At 61.7% G+C, this 13578-nt stretch carries 16 protein-coding genes and 1 riboswitch; of the genes, 9 read left to right on the forward strand and 7 right to left on the reverse strand.

Annotated elements, in window-relative coordinates; translation table 11 throughout:
* Position 1: 1 nt before the first annotated feature.
* The 8 genes from CORGL_RS06245 (at position 2) to thiD (ending at position 7982) form a co-directional block, all read left to right on the forward strand.
* Positions 2-922, forward strand: coding sequence for an ABC transporter permease (locus tag CORGL_RS06245; RefSeq protein ID WP_013709066.1), 921 nt, complete (start codon positions 2-4; stop codon positions 920-922).
* Positions 923-934: 12 nt separating this feature from the next.
* Positions 935-1837, forward strand: coding sequence for an ABC transporter permease (locus CORGL_RS06250; RefSeq protein ID WP_013709067.1), 903 nt, complete (start codon positions 935-937; stop codon positions 1835-1837).
* A gap of 12 nt (positions 1838-1849) precedes the next feature.
* Positions 1850-2848 carry an ABC transporter ATP-binding protein gene (locus CORGL_RS06255; RefSeq protein ID WP_013709068.1) on the forward strand — a complete coding sequence of 333 codons (999 nt, stop codon included), beginning with the start codon at positions 1850-1852 and terminating at the stop codon, positions 2846-2848.
* On the forward strand, positions 2841-3818 hold the full coding sequence (locus CORGL_RS06260; RefSeq protein ID WP_013709069.1) for an ABC transporter ATP-binding protein: 978 nt from the start codon (positions 2841-2843) through the stop codon (positions 3816-3818). Before CORGL_RS06255 ends, CORGL_RS06260 begins: the two co-directional genes overlap by 8 nt.
* A 134-nt stretch (positions 3819-3952) precedes the next feature.
* Positions 3953-4067: riboswitch (TPP riboswitch) on the forward strand.
* On the forward strand, positions 4055-5449 hold the full coding sequence (gene thiC, locus CORGL_RS06265) for a phosphomethylpyrimidine synthase ThiC (protein WP_013709070.1): 1395 nt from the start codon (positions 4055-4057) through the stop codon (positions 5447-5449). Its footprint overlaps the riboswitch before it by 13 nt.
* Positions 5450-5521: 72 nt before the next feature.
* The gene (gene thiM, locus CORGL_RS06270) at positions 5522-6355 is read left to right on the forward strand and encodes a hydroxyethylthiazole kinase (RefSeq protein WP_013709071.1); all 834 of its coding nucleotides are present in this window, start codon (positions 5522-5524) and stop codon (positions 6353-6355) included.
* Positions 6355-7056, forward strand: coding sequence for a thiamine phosphate synthase (gene thiE / locus CORGL_RS06275; protein WP_013709072.1), 702 nt, complete (start codon positions 6355-6357; stop codon positions 7054-7056). The genes thiM and thiE overlap by 1 nt, the downstream gene beginning before the upstream one ends.
* A gap of 107 nt (positions 7057-7163) precedes the next feature.
* Entirely contained in the window at positions 7164-7982 is an 819-nt protein-coding gene (thiD, locus tag CORGL_RS06280; protein ID WP_013709073.1) for a bifunctional hydroxymethylpyrimidine kinase/phosphomethylpyrimidine kinase, read from the forward strand.
* Between the two features lie 39 nt (positions 7983-8021).
* Here the strand turns inward: thiD and CORGL_RS06285 are convergent, their stop codons facing one another.
* The 7 genes from CORGL_RS06285 to CORGL_RS10235 form a co-directional block, all read right to left on the reverse strand.
* On the reverse strand, positions 8022-9113 hold the full coding sequence (locus tag CORGL_RS06285; protein WP_013709074.1) for a galactitol-1-phosphate 5-dehydrogenase: 1092 nt from the start codon (positions 9111-9113) through the stop codon (positions 8022-8024).
* Between the two features lie 49 nt (positions 9114-9162).
* A complete protein-coding gene (locus CORGL_RS06290; protein ID WP_013709075.1) occupies positions 9163-9645 on the reverse strand; it encodes a PTS sugar transporter subunit IIB in 483 nt (160 codons plus the stop codon).
* Positions 9646-9693: 48 nt separating this feature from the next.
* Positions 9694-10368, reverse strand: a complete 675-nt coding sequence (locus CORGL_RS06295; RefSeq protein WP_013709076.1) for a ribulose-phosphate 3-epimerase — start codon at positions 10366-10368, stop codon at positions 9694-9696.
* A gap of 115 nt (positions 10369-10483) precedes the next feature.
* A complete protein-coding gene (locus CORGL_RS06300; RefSeq protein ID WP_013709077.1) occupies positions 10484-11317 on the reverse strand; it encodes a PTS system mannose/fructose/sorbose family transporter subunit IID in 834 nt (277 codons plus the stop codon).
* A 2-nt stretch (positions 11318-11319) separates the two neighbouring features.
* Positions 11320-12069, reverse strand: coding sequence for a PTS mannose/fructose/sorbose/N-acetylgalactosamine transporter subunit IIC (locus CORGL_RS06305; protein WP_013709078.1), 750 nt, complete (start codon positions 12067-12069; stop codon positions 11320-11322).
* 63 nt (positions 12070-12132) lie between these two features.
* Entirely contained in the window at positions 12133-12558 is a 426-nt protein-coding gene (locus CORGL_RS06310; protein WP_013709079.1) for a PTS sugar transporter subunit IIA, read from the reverse strand.
* Between the two features lie 221 nt (positions 12559-12779).
* A complete protein-coding gene (locus CORGL_RS10235) occupies positions 12780-12992 on the reverse strand; it encodes a helix-turn-helix domain-containing protein (RefSeq protein WP_013709080.1) in 213 nt (70 codons plus the stop codon).
* A 176-nt stretch (positions 12993-13168) separates the two neighbouring features.
* Between CORGL_RS10235 and CORGL_RS10240 the strand changes: the two genes are divergently transcribed.
* The gene (locus CORGL_RS10240; RefSeq protein WP_013709081.1) at positions 13169-13504 is read left to right on the forward strand and encodes a helix-turn-helix transcriptional regulator; all 336 of its coding nucleotides are present in this window, start codon (positions 13169-13171) and stop codon (positions 13502-13504) included.
* The last annotated feature ends 74 nt before the right edge of the window (positions 13505-13578 follow it).

Below are 13578 nucleotides of genomic sequence, written 5' to 3' on the forward strand. Positions count from 1 at the left end.
TATGGGGAAATATCTCGTCAAGCGGATACTGAACATGATTCCGCTTCTGTTCATCATCTCCGTTCTCGTCTTCATGTTCATCCACCTCATCCCGGGCGATCCCGCGCGCATGGTCGCCGGGCCGCAGGCGCGCCTCGGTGAGGTCGAGCAGATACGCGAGCAGCTCGGCCTCAACAAGCCGTTGCTCACGCAGTACATCGACTGGGTCACGGGACTGTTCCATGGTGACTTCGGGATATCCTTCTCGAACAAGGAGACGGTGGGGTCCCTGCTGGCTCCCCGACTGCCCATCACGATGTATCTGACGATCTGCTCTATCACGTGGTCCGCGCTGTTCGGTGTGATCATCGGTGCCGTCGCCGCTATCAACCGTGGACGCTCGCTCGATATCGTGGGCATGGTCATCGCGATCGCCGGCATCTCCATACCGAACTTCTGGCTCGGTCTTCAGCTCATGGAGATCTTCTCGGTCGGCTTCGGTCTGCTGCCCACGGGCGGGGTCGACACATGGCAGGGTTACATTCTGCCGTCGCTCGCCATGGGTGCCGGCATCATGTCCATTCTCGCGCGCGTCACGCGCTCCTCGATGGTCGAGAACCTCGGTCGCGACTACATCCGGACCTCGCGCGCCAAAGGCCTGAGCGAATCGAAGGTGATCTGGCGCCATGCCTTCAAGAACTCTTCGATCGATGTCGTGACGGTGGCGGCGTTGCAGATCGGCGCGCTGATCGCCGGCTCCGTCGTCGTCGAGACCGTGTTTTCGATTCCCGGACTGGGCAGGTTGCTCGTGGCTTCGATCGGCTACCGCGACTACCAGGTGATCCAGACGCTCATCTTGTTCTTCTCATTGGAATACATGGTCGTCAACCTGATCGCCGATGTCTTGTACGGCATCATCAACCCGCGCGTGCGCTACGACTAGGAAAGGCAGATCATGGCAGATACAACCACGAAGAACGCTGAGGGCGCATTCGCGGCGGGCGAGGAGCTGCCGCGCGCCGTGAGCCCGTGGAGGCAGTTCATAAAGAAGTTCTGGCGGCGCAAGACCGCCGTCGCAGGCTTCTTCTTCATCGTGTTCGTCTTGGTGATCGCCGTCATCGGCCCGCAGATCACCCCGTATGACCCGGGAGCCTACGATTACGCGGCCCTGTACTCCGGTCCGAGCGCGACGCATATCTGGGGCTGCGATGAGTTCGGACGGGACGTGTTCAGTCGAATCCTCGCGGGCACGCAGCTCTCCATCGGCACGGCCGTCACCGCCTCGGTGCTCGGAACCGTGGTCGGCGTGGTGCTCGGCTTGCTCGCAGGGTTTCTCGGCGGAATCGTCGACGCGATCATCATGCGCGTCTGCGACATCATGTTCGCGTTCCCGGGTATGCTGCTCGCCATGGCGATCGTCGCCATCATCGGACCGGGCATCAAAAACATCATGATCGGCGTCGCGGTGTTCACCGTTCCCACGTTCGCGCGCATCATCCGGGGAGCCGTGCTCGAGGTGCGCGGAGAGCTGTATGTCGAGGTCGCGAAATCGGTCGGCTGCTCAACGGCCAGGACGATGTTCGTTCATATCTTCCCCGGTACGATGCAGGCCCTGATCGTCAATTTCTCCATGAACGTGGGCGGTGCCATTCTGACGGCGTCAAGCCTTTCGTTTCTCGGTCTGGGCGCGAATGTCACCGAACCCGAGTGGGGCGCGATTCTCTCGCAGGGACGCAGCTATATCGCGACCGCGCCGCATCTCGTGCTCTTCCCCGGTCTGGTCATCTTTCTTACCGTGCTCGCGTTCAACCTGTTTGGCGACGGTCTGCGCGACACGCTCGATCCCAAGTTAAACTGAACGGTGGTCTTCATGTCAGCACCCCTGTTGGAGGTCCGAGGCCTCACGACCGAATTCAAGCGCGATCGCAAGACGTGGATCACCGCGGTGAGCGACGTATCGTTCGACCTGCATCCCGGTGAGATCGTCGGTTTGGTCGGCGAGTCCGGCTGCGGCAAATCCGTCTCGTCGCTGTCCGTCTTGCGATTGCTCCCCCGCCAGACGAGCAGGATCTCAGGTGAGGTCATGTTCGGTGGCGACGATCTGCTGAAGCTCTCGGAAAAAAGGATGCGCTCCATCCGCGGCAACGACATCGCGATGATCTTCCAAGAGCCCATGAACTCGCTCGATCCGATCATGCGCGTCGAGGACCAGCTCGCAGAGGCCATCACGCTGCACAACGATCTGTCGAAAAGGGAGGTCCACGAGCGCTGCCTCCGCGTGCTCGCCTCCGTCGGCATCCCCGAGCCCAAGATGACGCTCAGAAGCTACCCGCACGAGCTGTCCGGAGGCATGTGCCAACGCGTCATGATCGCGATGGCGATGTCATGCGAGCCCAAGATCCTGATCGCCGACGAGCCGACCACGGCCCTGGATGTGACGATCCAAGCGCAGATCCTGGCTCTCATGGAGCAGATCCGCCGCGAGCGCAACACCGCCATCCTGCTCATCACGCACGACTTGGGCGTCGTCGCCGAGACCTGCAGCCGCGTCATCGTCATGTACGCCGGTGGCATCGTCGAGCAGACCTCGACGCGAGAGCTGTTCGCGCATCCTGACCATCCCTACACCAAGGGCCTTATCGCCTCGGTGCCCAGGCTCGGCAGCCGCGTGAAACGGCTTCCTTCGATCCCGGGCAGCGTGCCCGATCTCGCCGCCATGCCCTCGGGCTGCCGCTTCGCACCGCGTTGCTCCTTCGCTCAGGAGCGGTGCCGCACGCACGAGGCGACCCTGCATCCGGTCGCGCCCGATCACCTGTCGAGCTGCCTTCTGAGCGAAAACGAGCGGAAGGAGGTGCTGGCCCATGCCTGATACCCTCGTCTCGATCAAGAACCTCACGAAGCGCTTCCCGGTCAGCAAGTCGTTCTTCGGCAAGCCGACGAAGTTCGTCCATGCCGTGAACGACGTCTCCTTCGACATCGCTGCCGGTGAGACCTTCGCCATCGTAGGGGAATCCGGTTGCGGCAAGTCCACGACAAGCCGACTTCTCGACCACCTGATCAAACCCGATGAGGGTGAGATATGGTTCGATGGCCGTGAGATCTCAAAGCTGTCTGACAAGCAGATGCGTCCGCTGAGATCGGACATGCAGGTCGTGTTCCAAGATCCCTACGGCTCGCTCAATCCCCGCATGAAGGTGCAGGACATCATCAGCGAGCCCCTCCTCGTTCACACCTCGCTCTCCACCGGGGAGCGTCTGCGGCGCGCCCAGGAGCTGCTCGATGTCGTCGGGCTTTCTGCGGCCCATGGCGAGCGCTATCCCCATGAGTTCTCCGGAGGCCAGCGGCAGCGCATCGGCATCGCGCGCGCCCTGTCCGTGCAGCCGAAGCTCATCATCGCCGATGAGCCGGTCTCGGCGCTCGACGTCTCGATCCAGGCGCAGGTCCTGAATCTCCTGCGTGATCTGCAGGAGAAGTTCAACCTCACCTATCTGTTCATATCGCATGATCTCGCCGTCGTCGAGATGATATCCGACCGCATCGCCGTCATGTACCTGGGCTCGATCATGGAGGTCGCGCCGAACGAGGATCTCTACCGCAATCCGCGTCATCCCTATACGCAGGCGCTGCTCTCCGCGGTGCCTGTGCCCGATCCGGAGATCAAGAAGCACCATGTGCTGCTTGAAGGCGATATCCCCACCTCTACCACGCTCCCCTCGGGGTGTCCGTTTCGCACGCGATGCCCGCATGCGACCGAGAAGTGCGCCAGGGAGGTTCCACCGGACACAATCGTGGAGCCGGGCCATGTCGTGAGATGCCACTACCCCGACCTCACGCTGTAGCCGCGATCGGCTGGCACGTACGATCGACACACGAAGCCTTTGCGCCCGTTTCGCCCGTTGCGAGACGGGCGCTCGTTTGAGCGTATAATCGAGCGGATCGCATCGACGCGACGGGATCGCGCCGCCAGGCGCGATCGCAGATCACGGGGAGCTTGCGCAGACGGCAGGCTGAGAGGGAGCGCGCTCGCTCCGACCCGAAAAACCTGATATGGGTAATGCCAACGAAGGGAAAAGATATGAACATCAGTGACAGCGAACACGGACGCCGCACACCAAGAGGTTGCGAACCGAAATCGAAGAGCGAGCCTCAGAGCCCGAGCGCTCCCGTCACGCAGATGGAGTTCGCGCGCGCTGGTCGCATCACGGCCGCCATGCGCGCGGTCGCGGAGCGCGAGCAACGCGACGTCGAGTTCATCCGCGAGCGCGTCGCCGACGGACGCATCGCCATACCCGCCAATGTCGTCCATCTCGCGAAGGGGCTCGCGCCCGTAGGCGTCGGCGAGGGCCTCTCGACGAAGGTCAACGTGAACCTCGGGATCTCCGGGGACCGCGCCGACGCCGCCGAAGAGTGGCGCAAGGTCGGCATCGCGCAGGACAACGGCGCCGATGCCATCATGGATCTCTCCAACGCCGGCAAGACCCAGGCGTTCAGACGCGACCTCATCGCGAAGACCCCGCTCATGGTGGGCACCGTGCCGATGTATGACGCGATCGGCTACCTCGAGAAGCCGCTCGTCGAGCTCACCGGCGATGACCTCCTGCGCGTCGTGCGCACCCACGCCGAGGACGGCGTCGACTTCCTGACGATCCATGCGGGCATCAACCGGCGCGTCGTCGAGACGTTCAAGCAGACGGGCCGGCTCATGAACATCGTCTCGCGCGGGGGCAGCCTGCTGTTCGGCTGGATGGAGGTGACCGGAGCGGAGAACCCGTTCTACGAGCGCTTCGATGAGGTGCTCGAGATCTGCCATGAGTTCGATGTCACGATCTCGCTGGGGGACTCGTGCCGACCGGGGTGCCTCTATGACGCCAACGATGCGACCGAGACCGCCGAGATGATCGAGCTGGGCAAGCTCACGCGCCGAGCGTGGGACGCCGGCGTGCAGGTCATGGTCGAGGGCCCAGGTCACATGGCGATCGACGAGATCGCAGCGACGGTCAAGATGCAGAAGCGGCTGTGCCACAACGCTCCGTTCTACGTGCTCGGGCCCCTCGTGTGCGATGTCGGCGTGGGCTACGATCACATCACCGCGGCGATCGGCGGCGCGATCTCGGCGAGCGCGGGCGCGGACTTCCTGTGCTACGTGACGCCCGCTGAGCACCTGTGCCTGCCCGACGCCGACGACGTGCTCGACGGCCTCATCGCGACCAGGATCGCCGCGCACGCCGCCGACATCGCCAAGGGCGTGCCCGGCGCGCGCGACGCCGACGCGCGCATGGCGCAGGCCCGCCGCAAGCTCGACTGGGAGGCCATGTGGCCCGCTGCGCTCGATCCGGCGACGGCTCGCGCCCGCTTCGAGGCCTCGCCGGCCGCGACCGAGGGAACCTGCACGATGTGCGGCAAGATGTGCGCCGTGCGAACCGTCAACAAGGTTCTCGAGGGCACCACCATCGATCTCGATGCGAGCTGATCGGCGGGCGATCAGCCGCTGGAATGAGGCGCGGCCGACAGAGAGGCAGCGCCGTGACAGAAGGGCTACGACATGGATCTGGAACACCTCGGCGAGAGCCTCGCTCGCGTCCGCGCGACCTCACCTCTGGTTCACAGCATCACAAACTATGTGACCGCCAACGATTGCGCCAACGCCTTGCTCGCATGCGGCGCCTCTCCCATCATGAGCGACGATGCGGCCGAGGTGGCTGACATCACCTCGATCTGCGGGGGGCTCGTTCTCAACATCGGCACGCTCAACCAGCGCTCCATAGAGGGCATGCGCGTGGCAGGGGCGCGCTCCGCGGAGCTGGACCACCCCATCGTGGTCGACCCGGTGGGAGCAGGTGCCTCAGCGCTGCGCACGCGCATCGCCACCGAGCTGGTCGATACCCTGCCGGTCACGGTCGTACGCGGCAACATGAGCGAGATCAAGGCGATCGCCGGTGCGGCTGCCTCGACACGTGGCGTCGATGCAGGACCCGATGACGCGATCACGCGAGACAACCTCGAGTCGAGCGCGGAGTTCGCACGCGAGCTCGCTGCGCGACTCCACGCGATCATCGCCATCACCGGCGCGATCGATATCGTAGCTGACGAAACACGCGTGCGCGCCATCACTAACGGCGTTGCCATGATGAGCTCGATCACGGGCACGGGCTGCATGCTCTCCTGCCTCGTCGGCGCCCACGTCATCGCCTCTTTCGATGAGCGGCTCGATGCCGTCGTCTCAGCTGTGGCCTGCATGGGAATCGCCGGCGAGGTCGCTCGGGCTCGCATGGACGCACTCGATGGCAGCGGCAGCTTCCGCATCTATCTTATCGACGCCATCTGCAACATGGACGCCCCGACACTTGATCGACGTGCCAGAGTCGAGGTTCTGTGATGGAGCGCTTCGCCGCGCAAGACCCCCGCCGTCGCGGCATGTGGTCACGCGAGCGGATTCGCGCAAGCATGCTGATCTACGCCGTGACCGACCGCAGCTGGCTCGCCGGCCGCACGCTGGAGGCGTGCGTGCTCCAAGCGATCGAAGGAGGCGCGACCTGCGTGCAGCTGCGCGAGAAGGATCGGCCGACAGCCGAGGTCGCCGCTATCGCGGAGCGGCTCGTACCCTGCTGCCGCGCGCACGGCATCCCCCTCATCATCGACGATGACGTCGAGGCTGCCGCACGCTCCGGTGCCGACGGGGTCCATGTGGGACAGACCGACACCGCCTGCCGGGAGGCGCGAGCCCGGCTCGGGGACGATGCGATCATCGGGGTCTCGGCCCGCACGGTGGCCGAGGCGCTGGCGGCTGAGGAGGCGGGTGCCGACTACCTCGGCGTCGGAGCCATGTTCAGCACGCAAACCAAGGCTGACGCCACTCCGGTTACACGCGAAACCCTGAGCGGAATCTGTCGGGCCGTGTCCATACCCGTGACCGCCATCGGCGGACTGAGCGAGCGCACCATCCCCTTGCTCTTTGGTACCGGTGCCGACGGCGCGGCCATCGTCTCGGCGATCTTCGCCGCCGCGGACATCGAAGCGGCGACGCGCGCGCTGAGAATGTGCGCGGTGCGAGCGTTTCATCGAGATGGCATGAAATAGCACTTTCGATATGGCACATGGGTAGACGATATCTGAGGCCCGGTCTCATCCGATCGCGCCAGACCGGTTCAGCGAGCCTTCATGTTCTGAGAAGGAAAGGGGATCATATGGAAACCAGGGTCATTCCGGCAGTTCTGAGCATAGCGGGATCGGACTCAAGCGGCGGGGCCGGCATTCAGGCGGATATCAAGACCATAGCCGCCCACCATCTGTTCGCCGAGACGGCTATCACAGCGCTCACCGCGCAGAACACGTTGGGGGTTCGCGATGTGCTCGAAGCGACACCTCGAATCGTCGCCGAGCAGATCGATGCCGTGTTCGAGGACATCCCGCCGGCAGCCGTCAAGATCGGCATGGTCTCCTCAACCGAGATCGTCGAGACGATCGCCGAGCGACTTACGCGGTGGGGCGCGCGAAACATCGTTGTTGATCCGGTTATGGTCTCCACAGCGGGCTCGCGGCTCATCGACGAGGACGCTGCGAGCGCGCTCGCTGAGCTGCTGTTCCCGCTGGCGACCGTCATCACGCCCAATGTGCCGGAGGCCGAGGAGCTGAGCGGCCTCGAGATCACCACGGCTCACGAGCAGGAGCGAGCTGCACGCGAGCTGGCGGCGCGCATCGGCTGCGCCGTGCTCGTCAAGGGCGGCCACATGACCGACGAATCGAACGATCTGCTTGCCGAGCGCACCGGAGAGGGTGATGCGATCAAGACGTCCGTCACCTGGTTTCGCCATCCGCGCATCGAGACCGCCAACACCCACGGAACCGGATGCACGCTGTCCTCGGCGATAGCATGCGGACTCGCGCAGGGGCTGGGCCTCATCGCCGCCGTCAACCAAGCGAAGAGCTATGTCACCGGAGCGCTCGCAGCCGGATTGGATCTGGGCCGGGGGCCGGGCCCGCTCGATCATATGTGGCAACGCTGAGGGCCCTGAGAAACGCGCTCAGACGGGACCCGCTGCTTCTCATGACTGCGTCCGGGGGCGGCAGATGGCCTTGCAGACCGTGACGCGACGCTCGAAGATGTCCCGGCACAGCCCGGGGAGCTCATCAAGATCGCAGATCGCGGTGACCAGATCATCGACGATCATGTCGCCCGCGTCGATCATCGCGACGCTGAATTGCCACTCGTTGACCGGCGTCGCGGCGTAGTGCGAATTCCAGATTCCCTTGAGAGACAGCTCCTTTCGCAGGATCGCGCTGTGCTGACTCAGCGATATCGTCGTGTCGCGCACCGGATTGCCCAGCAGAACGACGGTGCCGAACGTGCGCGCGCACTCGATGGCCTGCCCGAGAGCCGCCCCGGTCCCCGTTCCCTCGATCACGACGTCGGCATCCCGGCCGGCGCTGAGTTCGCGAAACGCCTCTCGGATATCGCACGCCGAACCGTTGATCACCTGCGCGCCGCGCTGACGCGCGAATTCGACCTTCTCCTCGACGATCTCGCAGATCGCGACCGTGCGCGCGCCGAAGATCCTCGCCCAGCGCTCGGCCATGATGCCGATAGGGCCCGCGCCGAAGATCAGGACGTTCATGCCGGCGCGCACCTCCCCGCGACGCAACGCATGCTGGGCCACGGTGCACGGTTCGACCATCGCGAGGCTGTCATCGGTCGTCTTCGGGTCTGTGCTGAAAACGACGTGCCACGCGGAGGGGACAAGACAATACCGCGCGAAACCTCCGTCGCTGCGGCTCCCCAGATAGTCATAGTCCTCGCACATGGCGTAGTTGCCCGACAGGCACGCTCCGCAGCTCCGACAGGGGATGCAGGGAAAGATCGCACCTCGCGTTCCCACGAGCGAGGGATCGGCATCGTCGCCGACCTCCACGATCTTCCCACCGAACTCATGGCCGATCGTGAGCGGATAGCGCTGCTTGCTGGTGCCCAGAGTGAAGATGCGCGGGATGTCCGATCCGCAGACGCCGCACGCCCCGACTTTGATCAGCAGCTGTTCTCCCACGGGCTCGGGGATCCGGACCTCATCGGTACGGAAGTCGCCGATGCCGTGAAGGCGGCAGGCCTTCATAGTCGATTGCCGATATGACGATGGTTCCATATGCGCTCCTCTCGAGCAGATGCAGGGCGGTCGGCTATCTACGAGCAGCTTATCTGAGCAGAGATGCGACGTCGACCTGCTTTTGAGCCGGGACGATCTGAATCTCCACCTTCATACCGCTATCTATAAGCTCCTTCAAGATCTGCCGTTCAAGATCGGAGGCGGCTACGTTTTGGAAGAACTTCTTCCTGTTCGCCGCCATCCCCATGCCGCCGATGTTCAGAAACTCGATGCTGACGCCGCCGTCGATCAGGCGCTTGACCGTGAGCGGGTACTTCACGAGCATCATGGTCGGTCTGGGCAACCCGGCGGCGCATAGCTCGATAGCCCCTGCGACATCGGTGACATCGATGGTGATGCCGGAGGGCACCAGCAGTCCGAACATCTGCCTCATGAACGGATCGGCGCTCACGTCGTCGTCCACGACGAGGATATGGGTCACATCGTGATAGGCGTGCAGCCATGCCGTGATGACCTGCCCGTGTATGAGGCGATCGTCGATGCGGACGAATCTCAGATTACTGTCGATCATGTTACCTCACATTCCGTTGTTGACCTGCAAGTTTCTGATCAGACAAGCTCAGCTGGCAAGACCTGTGAGATACGCCTCGTACAGCGTGGCGAAGCCAGCGGGGCCCTCGCCCATCAGCGACGATGTACCGACGACGAACCCGTTCGCGCCGGCTTCGATCATCCGTCGCGCATTCGCGACCGTCGTGTTGCCATCGATGACGATCTCTATGGGATGGTCGGCTCGGCGGACAAGCTCCCGTATCCGCTTGACCTTGTTCAGATGGTCCGCAACCATGGTCTGTCCGGCAAAGCCGGGACTGACCGCCATCACGAGCACGAAGTCGAGCAGCTCCAGACACTCGGTGACATAGCCGACCGGGGTGCCCGGGCTCAAGGCCAGACCGCACGCCGACGCCCGGCGTCGAATACGCTCGAGGAGCCTGTAGGGCTGCGCGCACGTCTCGGGATGAAAGCAGCAGCGGTCATGCGGCCGCAGCTTGAAAAACGAGACGAAGGCGTCGGCTCCCTCGGCCATGATGTGCACATCCAAGGAGAGCTCGGTGATCGAGGCTATGGCATCGAAGTCATCGGTCCCGAGCATGACGTTGGGAACGTAGTGACCATCCATGACGTCGAAGTGCACACCGGCGACCCCGGCGCGCTCGAATGCATCGATATAGCCTTTGACATCCCAAGGAGCGCTGCACATGATGGACGGATAGATGTTGAATTCCTGTTTCATGCTCTCCTCCCGTCGCGCTGATCTGAACCCGACACATTCAAGAAGCGGTTGTACCGTCTGCGCGAACGCGCGGACCGCTTTGTCTTCGCGCTGGAGTCGCCGACATGGACCGGCTTTATGCGTATGCGCCGCACAGCGCCTCCAAGCCGACGATCAAAAAGCCGAGGCCGAAAATGATGAGCACAAGGTAAAGAGGTTTGACTTTCTTTCGCAGCAGAAACCATACACCGAGAACGACCAGCATGGGCAGAAGCCCGGGCAGCAGCGCATCGAAGACGCCCTTTTGCAAGTTGAATTTGACGTCACCGAGTTCATTGCTCCAGGTGAATTGTGCAAACGACAGATCGAGGTGGACGTTCTGAACGGTCATGGCTCCGACGACCATGAGGCCGACAACACTCACCGCGTTCAATATGCGATTGATGATGCCGCTTGAGAGCAGCTCGACGATGGCATCTTTGCCCTTGCGATAGCCGAGCATGAACATGTTATAGCCACAGGTGAGCATCAGGATCTTGAACACGGTCTCGAACAGGATCGGTCCCGCGAAGTTCCCCGCCAGGGCAAGCTGGATGCAGATGCCGGCGAGGACCGGATAGGCGATCGATTGCGACACCGTATCGCCGATGCCAGCCATGGGCCCCATGAGGGCCGCGCGCAAAACGGTGATGTCATCCGCGCTGATCTGGGCTCCGTTTGCACGCTTCTCCTCCATAGCCGAGCTGATGCCGTTGATGATCGTGCCCATCCAAGACGGTTCCGTGTTGTAGAAGACAAGATACTTCTTGAGCTCTTCTGCCTGTCGCTCTCTCGGGTACAGCTCCCGGATCACCGGCACGAACGCGTTGGTGTTGCCAAGCCCCTGCATCCGCTCATAGTTGTAGCATGTCTCCGAGGAATACGTGAGCAGCCAATTTTTGATCAACGTCGATTTCTTTAGCTGTGTCATGCCTACTCACCCGCCTGTTCGATCTGCGCGAACCCGTTGAAGTTGTAGATGAGCACGGCGATGATGACCCCCAGAAACGTGATGATCATGGTCGAGAAGCTCGCGAACTGCGCCAAGGCGAAGCCCAGGAAAAAGAACGCCGTGAGCTTGGGTTTGTTCAGATACTGCAACAGCATCGCGATACCGAGAGCGGGCATGAGCCCGCCGATCACGCCGAACGCGTCGACGATCCACTGCGGGAAGCTCTGCAGCCATCCACCGAAGGGCGCGCCGAGCACGACGACCAGATAGGCGGGAACGCCGTTGATGAGCGCGGAGACCAGAAATGATGGAACGTAGTTGCAGATCCGCATGGCGCGGATGTTGCCCGCTTCCAGGAAGTTCTCCGCCATATGGACCCAGAAGGTGTTGACGGACATGTACACGGTCCATACAAGAATGGTGACGCTGCCCAGGATGACACCGACGGTCGTTGCGGTGTTGACGTCGAGACCGGAGACCAGCGCCAGTGCTGTTCCCACTGGACCAGCGAACTGCGGGTTGCCCGGCATCGATCCGCCTGCGGTGATGAAGCCGATATAGGGCAGGTTGATTGCGGCGGCGATCATCATCCCCTGGAGGGGCTGCCCCATGACAATGCCGACAAGAAACCCCGACCAGATTGGATAGAGCCACGAACGAGTGATCGCATGGCTGAACCACCAGCTGCTGCAGGTGGTGATCAGCGCGACGAGCAATGCTTGGATGATCAAGATATCCTCCTTCATCAGATCTTGAATACACCTTCGCTTGCGGCCTGCATGTGCTACGCGATGCTAGGGCGAGTGCTCAGGCACCAGATCCGCAAGCTGGATGATGCCTGCTCGCGCTGCCTGCGCGCACGACGCCTCAAGTTCGACGAGTGACTTGCGCTCTCGGTTGAAGACCGCCTCCACGAGCATCGGAAAGTTCAGCCCTGTCAGGCAACGGATACGCGCCGATCCCTCATCGGAGATGATTCGGGCAGCGCACGTCGACGGAGTTCCGCCGAGAAGATCGACGAGAACGAGCGTGCCTTCGCTTCCCGGCAGCGCATTCAACTTCTCTATAACGCCTCGCATCTGCAATTCAAACGCACTCGGATCATCTCCTTCCAATAGCGCGAGAGCGCTGATCTCATCCACATCACCTGTCACCAGAGCCAGAGTCGATAGGATTCCTCCGGCGAGGCCACCATGGGTCGCAACAACGATGTGCACCATTTCCCCCTCCTTTCGATGTGCTGCACTGGATGACATACAAATTGGAAAACGCCTGCATAGTCTGTGTGGTCGACGGAAAAAAAATCGGAACAAGAAAACCGATGCTCGAAACAGAGGTCTATTGTCAATGTGTATGAGGGCGGCAACCTGTGAGCTCCTTCACCGGACGCGGTACGTTGAATGCGGCCTTCAACGCCATTTGCTCCATGAATTCAAAACCGTTAGATCGATTTTCTACCCGCGAGTTCGTCTAGTGTTTTTCCGAATAGGCTGCAAATCTGTTCAGCATGATCAAAGCTGATTGAGCAGGTCCCACAGATCCAATCCCTCACCTTCGCCGGCGAAACGCTTAAGCGAACAGCCAGATCGTTCTGCGTCATGTCAGCGTTCATAAGCCAGATGAAAATACGCCGTCCTACCTTCTCTCTATTCATGCGATGGTGCCTCCCAAACACAAAACGTGTATGTTTATTTACATTATGTCACATTTCGTGTCTTTCACTCATAAGAATAGACACAATACGTGTCTTAAGCAATACCTTTATTCATAAAAATTTGAATAAGTGTCACCATATGTGTACTATCAGTTGTGACATCGATTGGAACGATTATGAATCTTCAACTTGTTCGTCTGCGCAAAGCTGCTGGATATGTTAGCCGCAGAACCTTTTCTGAAGCTCTGGGGGTTCCTGAGCGCCAGATAAAAGCCTGGGAGGACAGAGAGCGGAAACTTCGGCTGGAGGACGCCTGCGACATCGCCGATCTGCTCCATTGCACCTTGGATGAGCTCGCCGGTCGTGACTTCTCCCCCGTCGAGTTCTCAGATCCTCAGCAAGCCGACCTGAATCGATGCTACGAGTCATCAACAGAAGAGCAGAGAGCCTTCATCCTCCAAGGGGCCCGAAATGCCGCACTTGCATCAAGAGATGCGAGGGGCGGCTGCTAGGCACCGACGGTCCGTCAGCTTCGCGGAGCATGATGCGGCATGCGATTCGAGCGGCTGATCCACCCCACCGGATA

The sequence above is a fragment of the Coriobacterium glomerans PW2 genome (genome assembly GCF_000195315.1).
Taxonomy (GTDB): domain Bacteria; phylum Actinomycetota; class Coriobacteriia; order Coriobacteriales; family Coriobacteriaceae; genus Coriobacterium; species Coriobacterium glomerans.